Raw genomic sequence first — 19,759 nt, forward strand, 5'->3', positions numbered from 1 at the left:
ATGGCGAAAAAAGAATCTCAAAATATGTGTTTTTCTTTGCTTTGTGTATATCGTAATTTTTGGAAGCATTTTGTCTTACCAGTGGTTTAGTTTTGGAACTTCTAATGACTATACAAGTACATTCGGTAACAATTTTGATGGCTATTCAAATATTCGCAACAATCAAACCTATGCGGATCAGTGGCGTGGACCTCTTACAGATGAAACATTGCAGCATATGGTAAGAGATTATCAGGATAAATCCCAGTCAGGCCAACGGCAAGACTATGAAATGACTGACTGGAATACACTGAATACATGGGTAAAAACGTTATGGCCTAAATTAGAAAAATCAGAAAACCCATATATGATGCTTGACTACGTTGACCCGGATAAACTTACTGGTTTTTATGAACGTAGGCAGCAAGCAGTTGATTCATTTTTAGAACTAAATGGACAGACCGGACAAGAAAAAAGCTATTTTTTAAATATGGATGCCAAAACACCTATACCTTTTAACTATGATTGGGTAGAAGGCTGGTCAACAGTTGTTGCCAATTTTGTGAGTGGCATTGGTATGGTGATGGCTTTGTTTATAGCGATTGTACTATCGCCCATGTTTTCTGGTGAATGGCATAATAACACAAAATCCCTTATTGTTACAACCAGAAATGGATGGCAAAAAACGGCATTAGCAAAAATCGGCGTTGGCATTGCGTTCACTTTAGAACTATTTACTTTAATTTCCATAGGAGCAATTGGCGCACAGCTTTTGTTTATGGGTACCCGTGGTTGGGACATGCCAATTCAGGTTATAAAGTTACTGGCTACTGCCCCCATGAATATGCTACAAGCAGAGATTTATGAGTATGCATATGTTTTACTGGCATCCCTTGGATTTACTGGAATTACGCTGCTTCTCTCTTCACTGCTGAAAAGTAATTTTGCATCATTGTTGGCAAGCTTGGCCGTGGTCTATGTTCCAATGGCAATTGCTCAATTTGTTCCGATTTGGGTGCAAAAGCTACTTGATTTGCTTCCCTTCGTTGGGCAGTCAACGGATATATTCCGCACAAACGCATATCACCTGTTTGGCAAAGTAGTATGGTCGCCTTACTTACTAATAATTGTTCCTGTGTGTCTGGGAATACTGTGTATTCCTATTACCGTTACTCTTTGGTCACGGAGAATGAAAGCATGATGAAAAAGGAAGTTTTTCATGAGGCAAAGAGAATAACCAGATTGCTCCTTATGTTCTTTCTGATATTTATTGCTTACGTTTTAGCAGCAAATGGACTGCTGTCTACTTCTGTAAAAAATTATGCCAGCATAGATCAAGATTGGAATTTGATATTAGTTAATCAAGATAATTATATTCCTGATGACTATGATATAGAGCTGACCGTGCTATCGAATGGAGAAAGTGTTGATTCAAGAATCTATGCCAACTTACAGGATATGTTTGATAACGCCAGAGCCGCAGGGATTTATCCCATAGTGGTGTCAGGATTCAGAACACAAGAGAAGCAACAAAGCCTTTTGGATGATAAAATAGAAGCATATAACGTGGAGGGTCATTCAAAAGCAGAAGCTCGCAAGCTGGCTGAAAATTGGGTTGCCGTCCCGGGTACAAGCGAACATCAATTGGGGATTGCTGTTGATATAAATGCAGATAAATCAAAATCAGCCAGAAATGAAGTTTATAGTTGGCTTGCGAAAAATGCCTATTACTATGGGTTTATTTTACGCTATCCGTCTGATAAAACGGATATTACCGGTACCATTTATGAGCCTTGGCATTATCGCTTTGTGGGAGAAGATGTTGCAAAAGAAATATATTCCAAAGGTATTTGCCTAGAAGAATACATAGATGGGCTTAAATAATGCTTTTTACTTATTATCGTTGCATTGAAAAGGAGGAAGAACGTTGAACGATGAAAATTGGATTTTATGTCCCGTTTGTGGGAATGAAACACGTATGAAAATCCGTAAAGATACGATAATAGAGAGTTTTGCACTATTTTGTCCGAAATGCAAACAGGAAACCTTAATCAATATACTACAGTTTAATAGTTGTTAAAGAGCCAGACGCTAAGACGCAGAGCCGATAACCGATTCTTATAAATCTCCAAAGAAGGAATATAACTGATGATGGCGGCTTTGAAGCTAATGCGAACCAAGGCCTCTATTTTTATATTTAGTAGGTCACATAATACATTGCTTTCAACCTCGGCGGCCTTTGGGAATGGAGATAACTATGACTCTAGTGACACCTTTGTTTTGCCGAGTCACTGCATGAGCAGGTCAATCAGCGGGTGAAACGCATCCATGGGAAGGCATATCTTTTTTTGATGAGATTCAGGAAGTCGTGATGAAATCGATATGAGCAGCGACAGATTGAAGCATATGAATATCCGTGAGTTCCTGGTGTTTGAGCAATGGAATTGAATCTCTTCTATTTCCCTTTGAATAAACAAATGCCCGTCATGGTTTGTATGCCATGATGGGCATTTGTTCAATTTTATTTTATACTCTGTATACAGATAAGTTCACATCGGCAATACCATACGTTTTGGCTAAAAAAACATACCCACCTTCACCATTTAAGTATGAATCAACCACCTTTTTTTTTGAGTTCATAGCTATATTTTGTAAAAACGCCCTATGTCATCTATATTTTAATCATTTTTTAAGGCTCAAAAACGGCACTTTTTTGACCATTTCCAAGCCTCAAAATCGTTCCAAAACCACAACATCTTGTGATCAAAGTCTAATTTTTGTCCTCTGAACCACAATACTTCATCATTATTATCGCTTCAACATGGCTTGAACAGACAAAAAAGATGTCATTTAAATCTGGTGCCCCCATGGTAGCATACTTTATATTCTGCAATGAGAAAGAAGTACTCACGAAGGAATTTATTTTATATATATTTCAAAGTTCAATGAACTATTATTGAGTGTCACTAACTTTTTATTTGAATTACTCAATTCAGAATTAAAAATTATTTCAGCTTTAGTAATTCCTTCCTTGTAGCAAACAATCGGAAATAGCTCTTCTACCTTTTTATTAGGTTTTCCTGGCAAAACCAACTTGTGCAGATTCTTAATCCTGTATGCTCCTCCATTGGAATATTTGAACTCTTCTTTCAGCCTCTTTTTCCATCCAGTCGTGTCAAAGCGATACTTGACCAAAAATATAGTTGGGAAAAGCTGTTCTTCGTTTACGGTCACTGTTGTATGAGCTTCAATATCCTCCCCAATTCGATAAGAAAGTTTTTTTTCATCGAACAAATTAAATGTCTTTTCCAGTGGTTGTAATGGAATAAAAGCAACACCACTTAATCCATTAAAAGAACTCGCTTTCTTACCAAAGCGAAGTTTAAACTTAATAAACTCTATATTAATTTGCCCGAAATTAATTCCTACACTTGAATAGTCCTTACTTTCAGAATATGGCCACGCATATGGAAGCTCAAAGATTTCTGAAAACTCTTTAGCCAATTTTTGTGGATAATCAGTTTCAATCATTATATGATCTAAAGTAAACATTTTGTCCCCCTTAAATATGGATATTTAGAATAACAAATTACCGTTTTATTAGAAGTATCTTCAATTTCTATTTTTGCACTGTAACTATCAAAATCTTTTGTGTTAATAAAACGACCGTTTCATCAAATATTAAAATATTTGCTTATATAAAATACAAGTTTAGCAATCCGAACGACATAATTCGACAATGCACTCCACATGGCTCGAGAGGACAGTATGAATGTCTTATGCCTTTGGTTGTTCATAGGATGGCATTTTTAACCTATCGGGTCGCTTGTGGAGACATATCAATCTTTTCCATAAATTCAGTTGCAATACATAATCAAAAATTAAGTTAATTTTTTCTTTCAATAATTACTCGATAACAGTTTTTGTCATATCTTTCAATAAACCTGCTGCTGTTTTTTCATTTCCAGCAAGACATCCCCTGTCACCGAATACTAAAAATGAATCCTTTGCTCTTGAAACTGCAACATTCATTAAATTCGCTGCCTTATTAATAAAGAAGCAGCCATCTTCATTACCATATACACTTGAAAATATGATTACTTTTCGCTCTGCGCCTTGAAAGGTATGTACTGTTCCAACATCAATAAATTGTGCATAATTAGGAATCTCTTTTTTTATCATTGATTTAATCAGAATACTTTGACTTTTAAATGGAGTAATAACGCCAACCAGCTCCTTTTCATTGATGTCAGTCTTGCTCTTTTTTCTATAGCAGTCTACTATGGTGGTATAATGATATTTTAACCAGGTAATAATCTGCATAGCTTCCTCTTTATTCCGTCTGCTTGTACCAGATTTCTGCGATTTAGACACCGTTATTTGTTTATGTCCCATTGCCGGGAGAAAATCTATAAGTGCATTCTTGTTGTCCTCAAAAAAGCTTCCACGTTTCGGCTCCAATTTTTCCTCATATACCAATTTATTACAATATGCCACAATCTCATTGTAGCATCTACGATGTTCACTTAAGAATAGACCCTTTTTATATTTATCAAATGCACAGGATAATGCTGCTACATTCATAATACTAGACTGTGAGCAATTCAGCCCATTTATTTCAAGTTTTTCGTATTGTTTTTTGTCTTCAATAACTCCGTTGCTTATTGCCATAGCAATATCAAGCGGTCTTACAGTTCCCCACACAGGCGGTATCTGTTTCTCATCTCCAACAACAACCGCTTTTTTTGCCAATGAAAAAGAAGGTGCTGCTATCTCCGGTGATATCTGTCCTGCCTCATCAACAATTAGTAAATCTATGTAATTATACATATAATATTGTTTTTTCTCATTGCCATCATATGCGTGAAATTGTTTTGGCAACATAAAGAATGTCATAACCATACATGGTGATATCATTGCCAATCTACGATACATATTGTTTAGAACACCTTCAAAGGTTTTTCCCTTCTGTTTATCGCTTATAGGATTCTTCTCTAAAAGCCATCTGCTTTCATAATAATGAACTGCCAGCCAAAATTCAGCATATCTAACTCTATCTAGCAAATCATTCAATTTACAAACATCAAATTGATTCCAATCGATATCTTCTTTTTCTTTCAACAGTACTATTTGATATTTTGCAAAAGCGTGAACAGTTGCTTTTAAAGTATCCAGTTTTTCCTCGATTGTAAAAAGCTTTTCCTCGATTTGACTTATTTCTTTTTCTACTACTTTTCCATTGTCCGTTAATCTTACTATTTCATTGTCATTTTCAGTAATCATCCGGTGATAGATATTTTCTATTTCTTCAATCTTCATATTACGTCTTAAGAACCTTAATTCATCATCCTCGATAAAAGAAAATGACCATGCTAATATCTTATTTCTAAAACAAGGCAAAAACTTTAATAGCCGAACATACCAAGGCAGTTTGTCATATGAATTCCTCCAGTCAAAACATCTGGCCAAATATCGCTGATTTTTATTCTTTACATTATAAATGTTTTCCAGTATATCTTTTTTCTCTTTTTCTTTCTCTTGTTTATAGGTTCGTAGCTTACGAACATATGTTACATAGCTGTCTTCACCAAGAATTTCTTTGATTTCTTCAATTTTAGAAAAACACTCAACCCTCTCTGTATTTAGCTTATACAATTTTCCCCATAATACATTTGAACAGATTGAAAAATCTGTTTCTTCCTCTCCCAAGTAATTGCTGTATTCCTCCTGAAAACTTTCTTTTGCCTTCTCTCTATTTTCTGATGATTCAAGTATATCGACAAATGCTCCACCATTTACCGTTGTATACTGATAATGATTTTTTTCTGCCTCTCTTATTTTCCCTTTCGATGGAAAATATGTTGCAAAACTATTGGTTCCTGTAATCCATTTCTTTTCTATATTTGATATTCCAATTACATCGATTTTTCCAAATGAATCAATTATATTCGTAACTGCCTGATTATTTGTTGAAGCTGCAACTATAATTGGTGCTTCTGCTTTTTTTAATGCTGCATCAACATACATATTTGCAACAACAGACTGCAGCAAAGTTGTCTTTCCTGTTCCTGGAGGCCCACTTACTGATAAAATATCACCTTCCTCTATTTCATCAAAATGATTTATTGCTTCTCTTTGAGAAGGCGATAATGAGTACTCCCCACCCATTTGTCCAACATGTCTTTTCATTTTATCTATGTTGGTATTCACAAAAAGTTTCCTTGCTGGTTCTGTTTTCCCATTTGTCAGTTTCGCATACAACTTATTTTCATCATTGTTCCAGAGATCATTATATAACTGCATAATATGGAACGATGCACTGACTGTTGTATCTAGAAATAGATAATATTTTCCATCTAATTTTATTTTTTCATTTTTACTATAGATGTATTGATCCTCGAATTTGGCATTTGTAACGTGCTCATACATTTTTATTGCATATTCTAAATACTTATTCCATGAATCAATTTGATTTCTTTTATCCGTTGTTATTTCTAAATATTCATCATATTTATCACTATCTCCAATGGCAATCTGTGGATCTTCAATTGGATCTAAATATTCTCTTGGTATCCACGGCATCTTTCCTTCATCTGGCGGAATCAACTGTCCGCTTCTATTGATACTGACTGGAAGAAAGAAAATTGATAACATTTCTTCTATATTATTTTCCGTCTTTTCACTATCCTCAAATTCTGTGGCTACTGTTTTTAGTGCTATAATAACTTGCTTAATGTTTTCCTTTGATTCATCATCTACATCAATATCTTGCTCATGCTTGTCTCTTTGTAAAAAGTCATATATAGACTCACCTATACATCCAGTTTTTAATTCTTTAAATGATATTGTACAAAAATCATTATTCTTATATTCATGAGTCCCCTGCGAACTAGCCGCTACGGCATTTCTAAAGTATTCTGTAATTTTTTGCATAGCTTTTGCAATTCCCTCTTTCTTATTTATTCCAACTCATTCTCTCCAAATAAATAATATTCATGAATCTCAAAATTTGTAGGAAGCCTTAAATAGTGCTCTGGATTTTCATTAATCTCATCTTCCAACCCTTAGTTATCCAGCCCAGTAATCAGTATATTCGCAAGAAAAACACCTTCTCCTGTCTCCATATCCAGGAAATAAGTAACAATCATCTAATGTTGGATCACAAACCCGTACATTATAAATAGCAATACCAAATAAATCTATAATTACATTTACCTTATTATCTTTTGCACATATGATAATAAGGTATGATTTAGCTTATCTTCTTTTTCCTTGGCTAATATATTATCAATACTCAACATTCTTTAAATACTAATCCGCCTCGTCCTTAACTACCGGTATGTAAACCATCTTCAAAGGAATCATCTTTCTATACTTCTGGCTTAAGTCCTCATAGTACTTCAAAATCAGATCCACCAATTCCGTACCATTGATGCCACGGATAATTGGAGTACTTTCCAGATACTTCTGTGCATTTTTTGTATAATTGGAAAGGGTAACGAATAGACCATAATCGCCCTCACGCATTGCACCTTTCAGAGACTGAATTGTAGCTTCCCTAATATCGCTATCCTGACTCTTCACCTGCACAAGTATTCTCGGTGGTAGTTCATCTTTGTATGCCGTTATATCTATACCACTATCACCTCCATGAGCAGAAACCATTGTTCGATATCCCATTGCTCTAAGAAGGTCTGCCACAAATCCCTCAAATTCATATCCCTTCAAGTTTTTACTCAGCTCTTTCAAAATAAAGTCTTTGGTTGTCTCTACGATTTCTTCAGCAGTTGCTCCAACGCTCTCGTCTTCTTCACCCTCTGTAGTCAGCGCAGTCTTTTTGAATCCTTTATCCAATGCTGACAAATATTCATCTGCATAATTTTTTACCGCAAAGAAAGACAAAGCAGCACCAACTTCATAAAGGGCACCCTGTGAAAATGCTGTCCTTGGAAGGTGTTTCAGCCATTTCACTTTATGTTGCTGCACATATTCTGTGACTGTCTCATCATAGAAATATCCACCTTCGACAGTACCTATATTAATCTGGCGATCAATTTTTGAAGGGAAAACCACATAATCGCCAACTTGAACTTCATGTGCGAAACGGAAAAGCATACCTGCACCATTGGCCACGCTACCTTTCTTAGCTTTCGGATACTCTTTAAGATATTTTTCTTTAAATGCCTCCCTACTAGCTTCTATTTTACTAAGATCACCCATCTTTTTCCAACCAATAGCAATAACATCCTTCTGTAAGAAAAGGTTGTCATCCATGGTATGTATTCCCCATATTCGTTTTTCTTCTTTGTCAGCCATTATGCTATATCTCCTTATTCTATGTCCAGTACCTTATACCCCAAATCTTCCGTATTCTGATACGGAATAATATGTAATACATTCATCTAATCTAGTACCAATGTATCAAAATCAACCTTTGATGCTACGAGAATCAAGGTAGACAACCCCAGTTAACCTATCAGTCCTATGCTCCTAAAGACTCTATCAATAAAGTAGATTAAATCCATTTTTTACCATTAATTCACTTATCAATTATACTTATTTTAACACAGATCACATTTTCTTTCTACCGAAAAAGCCGTTGATTAAAAGTATATGAACCTTCAATCAACGGCTTTCTGATACCATTTTTTACATTTCCACATCTATCTCCAGACCAGACTTGAATTCCACTGTAAGCCTATTCTCATAAACTGTAACCTTCTCAATCAACTTCCTCACCAACCTCTCATCATATACCAGCAACTGACATCTTTGCTCTTCCAGAAAGACTTTCATCTCTTCAATCCGCTGAAGCCTGCCATCCTGTTCTGCCTCTGTGATGGTTTCGATATTTGTATCCCAGTCCCTATAGCTAATCAGGCCTGTGATATTTTGTTTTTAATTTGTTAATTTCCCCAATGTGGAGGTAGATAGGTTGATTGTTCAAATCTCGCTCTATCTATCTTTTGGCAAACTTACTTCTTGCCGGGGTTGGTTTGTGCTAACGCACTGCCTGCTACAAACCTTGATGTACTACTGTAATGGTTGTCTTTCAAAATTCTGCTTGCTTTTGATTCAACACACTTTGAAGTTTGCTTTGAGTTTTTTGCCATGTTCTTCACCTCTCTTTCTTATATATTCAAGTCTCCTGACCTGTTATAATAAGATTAACACTTTTGTTTTTTTGCCCGTTGAACAATCTTCAACACTAAACTAGCTTATACCTATATTGGAGGGTGTATTTTGTTCAAAAGACACCCCCTTACTATATGAAATTGACAAATTCACTGAATTTTCCGTTGAAGAAAGTTCAACAAAAATATTTTTGAGCAAAAAAATAGACCAGACTTTACGTCTAATCTATTTCTCATAGGTATTTATTTTGGTTCTGGAGGTTGGTGAATTAAGTTTTCGTACTTCTGGTCGACTAATTCTTCATAGATGTCATCATAGTCAGTAGCCCATTTTAAATGTAGTAGAGAATCATATATACCATTTTCGGCACCTGTTTTTCCGGGGAGATATGGATTTAATGGAAGTTGTGCTAGTTCAAGCATTTTATTACTTACAAGAAACGGAATATGTATACCCAAGCACGTCGATATAACGTTAACCTTTGTAAGGTTCGCTCCCTTTGTTAAATTACTGATTGTTCTTTTGTTTAGCCCAGTAGTGCTTTCCAACAATCCGAAAGTATAGTTGCATATATTTCTGCTTATTAGCTTCTTTAATGCTTCACCAAATTCCAAACCACTGATAGCCGCAAGCATTTCTTGAGACATTTCGTTTACCAAACCATATTGATTAACTAAATCCTCGTCGATTTCATCATAGTAGTTAAATGATTTACTTGCCATTGCTGCTGGAAGTGTAATGTAATGAAGCTGTCCAGTCTCTTTATCTACAACAAATTGAAGAAAGCATTCTTCCTCGTGAGTTTTAGCATAGGTTGTAAGACGAATTCTGCCATTCGCATCACGCTCAATATACTTGCTATCATTAATGCATAGCTTATTGTCGATGAAAGCAAAACAGTCGGTTTCAACCATGCAAGCCAGTGCTTTGCTCTCTGAATACCAGTTTTGTAGTGTAGCTGTCTTTACAGAAGATACATAGGTTTTGCCAACCATATTTTCTTCGGATATTACAACACCAACAACACGTTTTTCCTTTGGTTCATTTATTCTTTTCATAAATACAATATCTCCTTTCAAAAAAATCACCTATTGACAAATAGTCAGTACTGACTATATTAAAAAGGAGTGATAATATGATTCCACTATACATTCTTGGCTTACTCTTGCGATTTGGTCCTCAACACGGATACCAAATAAAAAAGCTAATGGAGGAACAGCTTGAGGACTTTACGCAGATTAAACTACCCACTGTGTATTACCATCTTGAAAAAATGGAACTTGCGGGACTAATTACTGCTAATCGTGACAAGCAAGGTGCACGCCCAGAAAAAACCGTGTATCAGATAAGCAATACAGGAGCGGATAAATTTAAGGAACTACTTCATCAAACCTTGCAGATTAAGTATCGTCCTTCCTTTGATATTGATGGTACATTTTATTTTTCTGATTCTTTGGATAGTAGTGTCTTAATAGATAGTCTTAGCCGGCACATTTCTAGCTTGAAAAAGACACTTAATAAGTTGGAAATTCACCGTAAAGAAACTATAGCGCATATCCCCGAAGACTATAAAACCTCTGCCAATATTATTTTTGAGCACCACATTCTGCATTATAAGGCTGAGCTTACTTGGGCAGCAGAATCATTAAACATCTTGAAGGAGGCTAAAACACATGGTAAAAACCAGAGTTATTGAAACAAATGAGGGTATACAGAATGAAGTTACTGTGAAAACCTTTGACTTATTTGCCCGCAGTATGCGGGATAAAGGATGGAACGGTGTGGACGGCATGATTGCGTCTGGCATCAAGGGTGGTGATGTATTGGAAGTCGGGCCCGGACCGGGATATGTGGGATTGGAACTGTCAAAAAAGATTCGACCATCTTCACTCACTGGCTGCGAAATCAGTCCTGCTATGCTTCATATTGCCGAGAAAAATGCTGCTGAATACAGCATTCCCGCCCACTACGTGTTGGGAAACTGCATGGAGATGCCGTTCGAGGATAAAAGCTTTGACGCTGTCATTTCCAACGGATCCTTACATGAATGGGAAAACCCTATCCGTGCCTTTGATGAAATTTATCGTGTTCTTCGTACCGGCGGACGATACTGCATCACCGATTTGCGTCGTGATGTGCATCCACTTAAAAAGGCATTGGTCTATCTTTCAACTCAGCCCAAGGAAATGCGCCCCGGTCTAATTACATCACTAAATGCTGCCTATACAATTTCTGAAATCACTGAACTTCTACGTCATTCTAATCTACGCAATGCAACTGTAACCAGTGATTTCTTTGGACTTTGTATTGCAGGTCAAAAGTAATGACACCTAAAAGAGAAGCTAAGGAATTTCTCCTTGCTTCTTTTTTCTATTCATTAAAAATTACCCACCTCTCACCATCGAAATCTTCGTACCTATCAGTCGTGACATTCTGTTCAAAGTACACTCCGAGAATTCTCTTGATATCCGCATTATCCGCTCTCCTTGCTGTAAAGCCTTGGTCTTTAAGGCTTTTTTCTATACGAGATAAATATGAAAACACGCCACTTTTTTTCTCATTTTTCAATCGAATGATTATCAGAAATTCACGTGCAGTGGCCATCTGCACTTGCATGCGGTCAAGATTGGTGCTGTCTTGCATCAGAAGTTTTCGGATAATAGCATTTTCCTCTTCCTCCATACGCTTTTTCAGATATTGCTTGTTGTCATCAAAATTCTCTTTGGAATTAAGGCAGAGCATTTCAATTTCAGCGATACCTTTGAGCACCGTCATCAGTGCATATATTCTACTGCTTACACTGCTTTCTGAAAGTACAGAGATATTGGTTGGATGGATGATGAAATATACAAGTTCACCATAAGGCGTAACAAGGCCGTAATCAGTGATTTCCGTAATTCCCATCAGTTCTTTTGTAGAATTTTTATGTTTTTTCTTTTCTTTTCTGCTCATAGTTTACCACCTCCATTCATATATCTGCGGCTTTAAAATAAAAAAGGATACGGCATATCGGATAAAATCCAAGATACTCATATCCTCAAATCGAATGCTTAAAAAAGCGTATGCTGCAGTTATTACAACAGGGAATAGAATACCTGTTTGAGCAAGGCCAAAAACAGAAATAAGCAATCCTATTCCAATAATACCAATGTCACGCAATTCCCACAGCCAGAGTGTTGCTTTTGCTTTTAAGTTATCGGGGTACATATACATTTTAGCTTTCCTCACTTTCTTCCTTGAATTTTCCCAAGAAAAAAGCAATCCCACGGAGAACAAAGTCTACGCATGGAATTGCTACACTATTTCCAAGAGCCTTGTATCTTGGCGAATCTGATGCTTTTGGTATCTTCGTCCACCCATCAGGAAAGCCTTGCAGTCTTTCGCACTCAAGAGGCGTCAGCCTACGGACAAGGTTTCGTGAAACTGCAAGATTTTCACTGCCTCCACCATTGTCACCGCCTTCGGCTCTTAAAGTGCCACAGCCTTCCTTGTAATCTGCAAATGCAGATTGTCCATAAATAGTGCTTTGATTATCAATAATACACTTATCTTGGCTGACATATTGATTGCCTGCACCTTTCCAATCACCATTACACAATGCTCCTACTACATCTTGATATGGCTCAGGCTTATAAATAGCATGAACATCTGATGTTGTAAGGGTATAACTGATATCTTTCTGCACCCCTTGACCGTTGCCACCGTTATGATCCTGGCGGTTAATCGTATTGCTGCCACTGTCGGAGCAACTTTTAGTGGTCCGTTATATCTGCAGTCCTTACCGTGATTATCAAACAGTACAGGCTGATTGTTTCCGCTTGTTCCGGCGGCTGATGTAATCGTCGGGCAAAGGTTTTCACAAATTTCCGCACCACCTTGCTGACTTCCCATAACAATTGGGAGGTTTCCACCCATACTTGCTCTTAATGTAGATGTTATGTTTTCGGTGATATCCATGCGTTTTCCGCCTTGGTTATTTAAGCATATCATTGGTTCTGTAACAAAGGTCTGCATCTGCATATTTTGTCTTGCCATCAACGCACCCGAAAGATTTTCAAGGTCAATTCCTTCATTTCTTTGATTAATGTGATAAGATTTCATCTCTTTCATATTTGATATACTGCTGTCATTTATCCTTGTAATTCCGGCTTGTATTTCCAATGCTGTTTTTAATTGTTCGGGTAATTCCTTACTCCTCGATTTTGCTCGTCTAAGTATTCCCAAGCAAGCAGTCTTGCTCAAATAGTATTTTGGGAGCGGTGTATCCTCCAAAATCTGCGACAAGAAAGATTCTTTTGCGCCTTTGGGCGACACCCCAGTATTGAGCATCCGGAACTCTCCAAGCAAGGGAGAATTCTCTTCCCAAAATGCACCCAGCAAATTTCCATACCCCTCCCGCAGGTCGAGGTACAGATATGGTGTGGTCTGCAATTCGAACGGTTTCTTCAAGTACCGCTTTGAAGTCTTCTCCGTTCTGAGAGGAGAAGGCTCCAGGGACATTTTCCCAAACGAAGAATCGAGGTCGAATAAGGTCATTTGCTTTTCCGTCTTTTCCATCGGCATACCTCATTTCTTTTGTTATTCTAATCTGCTCCATAAAGAGCCCTGAACGTTCGCCATCAAGTCCTGCTCTCTTTCCCGCTACAGATAAGTCTTGGCAAGGTGAGCCTCCACAAATAATATCCACAACAGGAAGTTTTCTCCCATCAAGCTTTGTAATGTCACCAACATGGAGCATCTCGGGAAATCGTACTTTTGTAACTTCGATGGGAAAACTTGGATAGACTACACTAAAGTGAACAGTTTTTTGAAGGAGCTGTTATAATAAACAATATAAAAAGGAAATTGTTCACATGAGTAGACGAAAAGCAAGAAATTATACGGATGAATTTAAACAACAAATGGTACAGCTATACAATAGTGGTAAACCTTCTAATGAAATCATTAAGGAATACGATTTAACTGCATCAACATTTCATTCATGGGTTAAAAAATATAATAAAACTGGTTCTTTTAAAACCTCTGATAATTTAACACCAGAGCAAAAAGAGCTGATTAAACTAAGAAAACAAAATAAACAACTATTGATGGAAAATGACATTTTAAAGCAAGCGGCTCTGATAATGGGACGAAAGTAAAAATTATCAGAGCCAATGCACACAAATATTCTATTTCTAAAATGTGCAAAGCTTTGGATATTTCAAGAAATACTTATTATTCTTATAAAGAGAAAATTAATTCTTCAGACCCATTGAGCGAAGTTGTTATCAAGATATTTAAACATGCATATGGTACGCGTAAATTGAAAGTAGAATTAGCAAAGTTAGGCTATCATTTCTCAAGACGCCGAATTTCAAAGATTATGAAATCAAGTGATTTGGTATCATCTTATACTTTGAAAAAATATAAACACCCTAAAGACTCAGTTAACGAAGAAAAAATAGCAAATGTTGTGAATCATAATTTTGAAAAAAGAAAACATCTAGAAGTTGTTGTAAGTGACCTAACATACGTCAGAGTTAAAAATAGTTGGCATTATATCTGTATTATTCTTGATCTACATAATAGAGAAATTATTGGCTATAGCTGTGGTGCACATAAAAATGCACAACTGGTTCATGATGCGTTAGCAAAAATAAAAGCCAATTTATATGATTTACAAATATTTCACACTGACCGTGGTAGTGAATTTAAGAATTATCTAATAGATGATTTACTCAAAAAATTTAATATTCAACGCTCCCTCAGTGCAAAAGGTTGCCCTTATGATAATGCTGTTGCCGAGTCTCAATTTAAAATCATAAAAACAGAATTTGTACACTCAAGATATTTTGAAACTTTAGATCATTTAAAACAAGAATTATCAGCATATGTATACTGGTTCAATAACAAAAGAATACATGGCGCATTAGGATATAAAACGCCAGTTGAATTTAAGCAAGCACTCCTTTAAAAAATTGTACGAAAAAGGGTTGCCTTTCCACACATCTAGTTTTAAAATTTCTTGACTGGCTCTATAGATACACCATCCTTCAGGGTCCATGAATTCAAGTTGCTTAAACCGGACTTGATCATCGTATCCCAACGTCCCACGTATCGCTTCATCAAGCATTTTGTCTACACGCTCAGATATTATCTGTTTTTGTTCATGTAGCTCCCATTTTGTTGCTTCAACCACGTAGGCCTCTTCTTGGAGTTCTTGTACCACCTCACTTAATTTGCTATTCCGATTTTGGAGTTCTGAGATTTCCAGCAACTTGATATTGATTTCATCTGATAAATCATCTATTAGCCTCGGATTTTTTAGAACCATCACCATGGCTTCCAATGACTTTTTAACCTTTTCTATCATCTTGCCCATAGACTCATCTCCATTCATCCTGATATTTGTATGGATAGAATTTCTGTGATCGTGCGAACCGAATCATAAATCCAACTTGATCTACAACGGAGATGTTAGAACGATCTCTTGTGAGCATCATGACACTCCCTGCAATGGCTACAAGAATCGTTACAACGCTAACTACTGTATTCTTAGAAATCAGATAGTACAGGACATCAAGAATACCAACGATTATGGTTGTCATAATCGTTTTAAACAGTTCTTCTTTACCAAAGCCATCAAATATCTCAACCCTGGTTTTAAGTCCTTGTGGAATATACAAAGGATTTTTTCTTCTTTCTTCCATACACACCTCCATCACATGTAGTAACTCATGACTAAATCTTTAATCTGCCAGATACTCTCTGCCAAAACATAAAAAACGACTGCATTTTTCATCTTCTTTTTATAGCTAGCACTTTGTTCTTCGTCAATGCCTAGATGAATAAAGCAGAAAACCACTCTTAAAACTGCGCCTACACGAATCAACAGGATAAAGGCATCCGCCATTTCTTTTAATAACTCCACGGCTTCACCCTCCTTCTATTTTTTAAATACCGCTTTTCCCATTTGATAGATTCGAGCAGTTGAATAAATGGGGTTCATCATGCCGCTACCGTTTCCACCAGAAACAATTAGAAATTCTTGTAGGAACTTCGGCGTCCTTAAGGCTAATAAAAGAGCTGCCAATCCCCAAAACACGTGGGCATTGAGCATTAACGCTACGCCTAGCTTTGCCAAAACAATCTGAACCAAAACAGCTATTGTACTTTGAAAAAACTTTTGAATGTAGGTTCTGAACACGCCATTTTCCTGATCCATTAAGCCAACACAGGCAAGTGGTAATCCGATCCGAAGAATCAAGATTTCCAGTCCCCGTGTCAGAAACTGGACATAAAGCATAAAGAAGCAGATAAAAAAGATGATGGAAACAATGCCTGTAAATATCCCTGCACTTGTAATCCCTGTAATAATGGAACTAAAATCCGTTGCCATGTCATCAGAAACCGTGGTAATTAATTCGTTGCTCAGATCTTCAACTACTTCAGTTAACCAACCATATAAGGTCGGAAAACTAACAGCAATAGCAAGAGACTTGAAGAATCCTGTCAGTAGCAAAAGAGGGTCAATCTCAGCATCCCCTTCCGTCCATAAAATATATCGCTCAAAGCCTTTTTTTAGAAATTTTAAGACAATGAGAGAAACTCCAAACGAAAAGAAAATATCAAATATGCTGCTTATACCACTGGTTCCAAGAAGTGTATCCATATAGTCTTCTGCATGAAGGGCAATGGGAACAAGTCCATCAAGAAGGGTATTCACATATGCCAGACAACCGGATAATATCGCTCCTATCAGCAGCATGATGACGTATTCCATTAATGTGCACCTCCCTCGCGATAAAGTATAAAAGGGGCTAAAAGCCCCTCCTACCATCACATCATTCGTAAAATAACGACTAGTTCACCGTCACACCGCCACTATAGTTGAACATATCTTCAATTCTCTCTTGCAAAGTTGGCAAAATCACATCGCCAAAAAGTGCATACAATCCTGCCAATAGCAAAGCACCAATAACAATTGAAATCAAAATTTTAACAGCAGAATCGACCATGCCCTCTCCGCTATTTCCAGCAAGAATTGTTCTTCCTTTTTAATCAGCAAAACGCCGACAATTGGTGCTAAAACCATTAACCAAGTCGTTACGTCTTGAATTAAATTTTCAGTGCCTTTCACAATTTGACTTTCTTGAACCGTATCTGCCATTACCGGAACGGTTGACAACATCATTGCTGACAGTGTTCCAGCCATGGCCTTTAGAACTCTTGTTACTTTCTGTCTTAGGGGGTTACGCTTCATCTTTTTCACCGCCTTTCATATTTCGCATATAGACAAAGTTTGATTTTTCTTCTTGGGTGTAATACTCCCAAATATTCCACGTATCAATGGCATTATGGGATTTTCTCTGGTGTCTTTTTCTTTCTCTTTCTTCACGCACCTTTCTGTTATGTTCTTTGTCACCAAGTCCGAATAGGGCATTAAAAAACCACTTCGATAAATCTGGCAATTGCATCATTGCCGGATGATTTCTCGAAGTGATTAATGTGTAAGGTCTATTGATTCGTCTAATTTCATCCACTGTTAAAAGTGCTCGATGCGTTAGATTTACGCTGTGAGAACTTGATGGATTCGAATATTTGCCATGGGATGAACTCAGCGAATAGGTGGATACCGTGTAATTCCCTAGTTTCTTTGATATTTCATCCAAGGTTCCTAGATCATCAGCTTGAAGATAAAGCCAAGTTTCACAATTGGATTTAATTGTACCAGCGACTTCTTTGCCATATTTCTCATCCAGTTGCATAAAGCTTTGAAGGAATAAATTAAACCGGATACCCCTTCCACCACCAACGGTTAGTTTGTTGGCGAAGTCTGGAATCTTTACAAAGTTGCCAAATTCGTCAAGCATGAAGTTGACTCTTCGCTTTAAGCGCCCCCTCTCTCATCTGCATTTTTCACCAGTTGCATATAACACTGATTCACAAAGAGACTGGCTAAACTATAGTAAGTTGTTTTTTCATCAGGAAGAATAATGAACAGTACCTGCTTGACTGTTCCCATTTTCCTGAGATCAAAATCACTGGCTTCTGACATGGAATGGATCAGAGGATTTGTAAACAGCCTTAATGTTGTCAGTGCTGAAGTATAGAATGATCCTCTGGTCTTACTAGGAGCCACTTCACTAATGGCAAGTAAAGCTTTAGCTGGATGATTTGCCGGCATATTCTTCATGTATTTGATGATAGGCATTGCGCCGTCCACTACTTTACACATCTCACTGATAAAGAAATAGACATTGCTCATATTCTGGTATCTTCTGTCTTTGCCATTGCGATTATCATAAACCACTGCCATAATAGCACTGGCAATAATACTGGCTTCACCATTGGTCCAGATTTTTTCGTTGTGACTATTCTCTGGGACGAGTGCCGCTGTTAAATCCCATGTAGCATCCACTGCTTTGGGAATATCATTTTCATCAATGGCATCAATAATTGGCTGCAAGAAGTTATAGCGATCACTCTTAAGAGGATTCTTAAAATCAATACAAATCACCTCATAGCCAAGAGCAACCAAATAGGGATAAGTGTAGGTGAAGATTTCGCCTTTGGGGTCACTTATGACCAAACTCTCCCCTGAAAGTCCAAGCAGGCCAACGGATTGAAGTACAACTGACCGTGTTTTCCCTGATCGAGTAGCACCAATACAAAGACTATGGGTGTCTTCATCAATATAAAATATCTTTTCTGTATCTCCCTCTTTCTGAAATCCAACTACAATGCCACCCTGATTTAGCTGGGATATCGGATGTTCCTGTGCATCGGTTTCTGACAAATCTTTTTCATTTGATGCTTCATTCCTTTCTTCTGATTGGTTTTGAATGTTTTTCCCTTCAGATAAGTTTTCTTCTTTTGGACTGTTTTCTTTTTCTTCATCCTGTTTAATCCTTTCCATTAATTTTTTTAGATCATACTTCCTAAGCCTAGTCGATTTAAACTCTTTAATCTTTTCACCTTCAGTCAGCCATCTTGCTGATCCAAATTGCATTTGTCCCGCTCTGACCGGCGTTGCAATATCTGGTGTAATCGCTTCTAAATCTGATTGATAGGGTTTCATATTTGCCAAGTAAAAATATATAGAACATAAAAGAACAAAGCCTTGTAAATAAAGAAATAGCGACAAATGTTGATCACTTGCCGCTATACTTTCAAAACAATATTTAATTGGAATAACAGTGAGCACTTTCATTTTTCCTGACAATAAAAAATGCAGGTTCGTGGAAAAGTAAATATTCATCCATAAACCTACAAGAAAAATCAGTGCCGATATCATCAGCTTCAATTGTTTGTATTTCAATTTGTCACCTCACAGTTCTACCCGTCATCAGCAACCATCTCAAGATCTTCAAGTTTCTCATGACGCAAAATCTCCGGAACAATCAATTCAATTTTTTCAAGAATAGAACCAATGGCTTTTTCATCCTTGTAATTCAAATTGCCATTAAGCCCTACATAATTCACTAAACTTGAATGGATTAATTTTAAATCCGTTTCCCCAAACATGCGATTGGCATTAATAAGTCCTGCACGTTTGGCAAAATCTTCTTTTGCTGTTTCAAGACTTGAAAAATAATGCCCCAATGTTACGGACTTACCATCATATGTGTATTGCCAAGTCACAAATTCAAAACCGTCTTGCATT

19 protein-coding genes and 4 pseudogenes are annotated in these 19,759 nt (G+C 36.9%); 6 read left to right on the forward strand and 17 right to left on the reverse strand.

Going from position 1 to position 19,759, the window contains the following annotated elements; all coding sequences use genetic code 11:
• Positions 1–43 precede the first annotated feature (43 nt).
• The 3 genes and pseudogenes from U5921_RS01520 to U5921_RS01530 all read left to right on the forward strand — a co-directional run bounded on the left by U5921_RS01520 (position 44) and on the right by U5921_RS01530 (position 2,090).
• A complete protein-coding gene (locus tag U5921_RS01520; protein ID WP_324824777.1) occupies positions 44–1,180 on the forward strand; it encodes an ABC transporter permease in 1,137 nt (378 codons plus the stop codon).
• Entirely contained in the window at positions 1,177–1,863 is a 687-nt protein-coding gene (locus U5921_RS01525) for a M15 family metallopeptidase (RefSeq protein WP_417765027.1), read from the forward strand. The genes U5921_RS01520 and U5921_RS01525 overlap by 4 nt, the downstream gene beginning before the upstream one ends.
• A gap of 94 nt (positions 1,864–1,957) precedes the next feature.
• Positions 1,958–2,090 (forward strand): annotated as a pseudogene (locus U5921_RS01530) (cysteine-rich KTR domain-containing protein).
• Between the two features lie 808 nt (positions 2,091–2,898).
• Here the strand turns inward: U5921_RS01530 and U5921_RS01535 are convergent.
• The 6 genes from U5921_RS01535 to U5921_RS01560 form a co-directional block, all read right to left on the reverse strand.
• Positions 2,899–3,531 carry a hypothetical protein gene (locus U5921_RS01535; protein ID WP_324824778.1) on the reverse strand — a complete coding sequence of 211 codons (633 nt, stop codon included), beginning with the start codon at positions 3,529–3,531 and terminating at the stop codon, positions 2,899–2,901.
• Positions 3,532–3,885: 354 nt separating this feature from the next.
• A complete protein-coding gene (locus tag U5921_RS01540) occupies positions 3,886–6,912 on the reverse strand; it encodes an AAA domain-containing protein (protein ID WP_324824779.1) in 3,027 nt (1,008 codons plus the stop codon).
• A gap of 378 nt (positions 6,913–7,290) precedes the next feature.
• Entirely contained in the window at positions 7,291–8,295 is a 1,005-nt protein-coding gene (locus U5921_RS01545; RefSeq protein WP_324824780.1) for a restriction endonuclease, read from the reverse strand.
• Between the two features lie 333 nt (positions 8,296–8,628).
• A complete protein-coding gene (locus U5921_RS01550; RefSeq protein ID WP_324824781.1) occupies positions 8,629–8,775 on the reverse strand; it encodes an integrase in 147 nt (48 codons plus the stop codon).
• Positions 8,776–8,954: 179 nt separating this feature from the next.
• Entirely contained in the window at positions 8,955–9,092 is a 138-nt protein-coding gene (locus tag U5921_RS01555) for a hypothetical protein (protein ID WP_324824782.1), read from the reverse strand.
• 264 nt (positions 9,093–9,356) lie between these two features.
• A complete protein-coding gene (locus tag U5921_RS01560) occupies positions 9,357–10,172 on the reverse strand; it encodes a hypothetical protein (RefSeq protein WP_324824783.1) in 816 nt (271 codons plus the stop codon).
• Between the two features lie 77 nt (positions 10,173–10,249).
• Between U5921_RS01560 and U5921_RS01565 the strand changes: the two genes are divergently transcribed.
• Both U5921_RS01565 and U5921_RS01570 read left to right on the forward strand, forming a co-directional pair.
• Positions 10,250–10,810: a PadR family transcriptional regulator gene (locus U5921_RS01565; protein WP_324824784.1), complete on the forward strand. Its 561-nt coding sequence runs from the start codon at positions 10,250–10,252 to the stop codon at positions 10,808–10,810.
• Positions 10,788–11,438 carry a class I SAM-dependent methyltransferase gene (locus U5921_RS01570; RefSeq protein ID WP_324824785.1) on the forward strand — a complete coding sequence of 217 codons (651 nt, stop codon included), beginning with the start codon at positions 10,788–10,790 and terminating at the stop codon, positions 11,436–11,438. The genes U5921_RS01565 and U5921_RS01570 overlap by 23 nt, the downstream gene beginning before the upstream one ends.
• Before the next feature lie 46 nt (positions 11,439–11,484).
• Here U5921_RS01570 and U5921_RS01575 read toward each other — a convergent pair whose 3' ends face one another.
• The 3 genes and pseudogenes from U5921_RS01575 to U5921_RS01585 all read right to left on the reverse strand — a co-directional run bounded on the left by U5921_RS01575 (position 11,485) and on the right by U5921_RS01585 (position 13,882).
• The gene (locus tag U5921_RS01575) at positions 11,485–12,066 is read right to left on the reverse strand and encodes a hypothetical protein (protein ID WP_324824786.1); all 582 of its coding nucleotides are present in this window, start codon (positions 12,064–12,066) and stop codon (positions 11,485–11,487) included.
• A gap of 3 nt (positions 12,067–12,069) precedes the next feature.
• A complete protein-coding gene (locus tag U5921_RS01580; protein WP_324824787.1) occupies positions 12,070–12,327 on the reverse strand; it encodes a hypothetical protein in 258 nt (85 codons plus the stop codon).
• 1 nt (position 12,328) lies between these two features.
• Positions 12,329–13,882 (reverse strand): annotated as a pseudogene (locus U5921_RS01585) (DNA cytosine methyltransferase).
• A gap of 85 nt (positions 13,883–13,967) precedes the next feature.
• Here U5921_RS01585 and U5921_RS01590 point away from each other — a divergent pair.
• A protein-coding gene (locus tag U5921_RS01590) for an IS3 family transposase (protein WP_324824788.1) occupies positions 13,968–15,067 on the forward strand; the annotation gives its coding sequence in 2 pieces (ribosomal slippage) (positions 13,968–14,217 and positions 14,217–15,067; 1,101 coding nt in all).
• Here U5921_RS01590 and U5921_RS01595 read toward each other — a convergent pair.
• The 8 genes and pseudogenes from U5921_RS01595 to U5921_RS01635 all read right to left on the reverse strand — a co-directional run bounded on the left by U5921_RS01595 (position 15,023) and on the right by U5921_RS01635 (position 19,758).
• Positions 15,023–15,475, reverse strand: a complete 453-nt coding sequence (locus U5921_RS01595; protein WP_324824789.1) for a hypothetical protein — start codon at positions 15,473–15,475, stop codon at positions 15,023–15,025. The two genes, U5921_RS01590 and U5921_RS01595, sit on opposite strands and share 45 nt — an antisense overlap.
• Before the next feature lie 4 nt (positions 15,476–15,479).
• Positions 15,480–15,803 carry a hypothetical protein gene (locus U5921_RS01600; RefSeq protein ID WP_324824790.1) on the reverse strand — a complete coding sequence of 108 codons (324 nt, stop codon included), beginning with the start codon at positions 15,801–15,803 and terminating at the stop codon, positions 15,480–15,482.
• A gap of 11 nt (positions 15,804–15,814) precedes the next feature.
• Positions 15,815–16,024, reverse strand: a complete 210-nt coding sequence (locus tag U5921_RS01605) for a mercury transporter (protein ID WP_194700526.1) — start codon at positions 16,022–16,024, stop codon at positions 15,815–15,817.
• A 15-nt stretch (positions 16,025–16,039) separates the two neighbouring features.
• Complete coding sequence (locus U5921_RS01610; protein WP_324824791.1) at positions 16,040–16,876, reverse strand: conjugal transfer protein TrbL family protein; 837 nt, start codon at positions 16,874–16,876, stop codon at positions 16,040–16,042.
• Between the two features lie 79 nt (positions 16,877–16,955).
• Positions 16,956–17,150: pseudogene (locus U5921_RS01615) on the reverse strand (DUF6133 family protein); the annotation flags it as partial.
• Positions 17,084–17,356: a hypothetical protein gene (locus tag U5921_RS01620; protein ID WP_324824792.1), complete on the reverse strand. Its 273-nt coding sequence runs from the start codon at positions 17,354–17,356 to the stop codon at positions 17,084–17,086. The pseudogene U5921_RS01615 and the gene U5921_RS01620, both read right to left, overlap by 67 nt.
• A pseudogene (locus U5921_RS01630) lies at positions 17,346–19,414 on the reverse strand (VirD4-like conjugal transfer protein, CD1115 family). The gene U5921_RS01620 and the pseudogene U5921_RS01630 overlap by 11 nt, the downstream one beginning before the upstream one ends.
• Positions 19,415–19,431: 17 nt before the next feature.
• Entirely contained in the window at positions 19,432–19,758 is a 327-nt protein-coding gene (locus U5921_RS01635; RefSeq protein WP_324824795.1) for a hypothetical protein, read from the reverse strand.
• Position 19,759 lies beyond the last annotated feature (1 nt).

This window comes from Sinanaerobacter sp. ZZT-01 (assembly GCF_035621135.1).
In the GTDB taxonomy this organism is placed as follows: Bacteria; Bacillota; Clostridia; order Peptostreptococcales; family Anaerovoracaceae; genus IOR16.

Bases quoted from the DNA above. Each gene is read 5' to 3' on its own strand.
- U5921_RS01570 (WP_324824785.1), top strand. From the start codon at position 10,788: ATGGTAAAAACCAGAGTTATTGAAACAAATGAGGGTATACAGAATGAA.
- U5921_RS01575 (WP_324824786.1), bottom strand. From the start codon at position 12,066: ATGAGCAGAAAAGAAAAGAAAAAACATAAAAATTCTACAAAAGAACTG.
- U5921_RS01560 (WP_324824783.1), bottom strand. From the start codon at position 10,172: ATGAAAAGAATAAATGAACCAAAGGAAAAACGTGTTGTTGGTGTTGTA.
- U5921_RS01635 (WP_324824795.1), bottom strand. From the start codon at position 19,758: ATGCAAGACGGTTTTGAATTTGTGACTTGGCAATACACATATGATGGT.
- U5921_RS01525 (WP_417765027.1), top strand. From the start codon at position 1,177: ATGATGAAAAAGGAAGTTTTTCATGAGGCAAAGAGAATAACCAGATTG.
- U5921_RS01535 (WP_324824778.1), bottom strand. From the start codon at position 3,531: ATGTTTACTTTAGATCATATAATGATTGAAACTGATTATCCACAAAAA.
- U5921_RS01540 (WP_324824779.1), bottom strand. From the start codon at position 6,912: ATGCAAAAAATTACAGAATACTTTAGAAATGCCGTAGCGGCTAGTTCG.
- U5921_RS01545 (WP_324824780.1), bottom strand. From the start codon at position 8,295: ATGGCTGACAAAGAAGAAAAACGAATATGGGGAATACATACCATGGAT.
- U5921_RS01600 (WP_324824790.1), bottom strand. From the start codon at position 15,803: ATGGAAGAAAGAAGAAAAAATCCTTTGTATATTCCACAAGGACTTAAA.
- U5921_RS01580 (WP_324824787.1), bottom strand. From the start codon at position 12,327: ATGTATATGTACCCCGATAACTTAAAAGCAAAAGCAACACTCTGGCTG.
- U5921_RS01550 (WP_324824781.1), bottom strand. From the start codon at position 8,775: ATGAAAGTCTTTCTGGAAGAGCAAAGATGTCAGTTGCTGGTATATGAT.
- U5921_RS01610 (WP_324824791.1), bottom strand. From the start codon at position 16,876: ATGGAATACGTCATCATGCTGCTGATAGGAGCGATATTATCCGGTTGT.
- U5921_RS01565 (WP_324824784.1), top strand. From the start codon at position 10,250: ATGATTCCACTATACATTCTTGGCTTACTCTTGCGATTTGGTCCTCAA.
- U5921_RS01595 (WP_324824789.1), bottom strand. From the start codon at position 15,475: ATGGGCAAGATGATAGAAAAGGTTAAAAAGTCATTGGAAGCCATGGTG.
- U5921_RS01620 (WP_324824792.1), bottom strand. From the start codon at position 17,356: ATGAAGCGTAACCCCCTAAGACAGAAAGTAACAAGAGTTCTAAAGGCC.
- U5921_RS01555 (WP_324824782.1), bottom strand. From the start codon at position 9,092: ATGGCAAAAAACTCAAAGCAAACTTCAAAGTGTGTTGAATCAAAAGCA.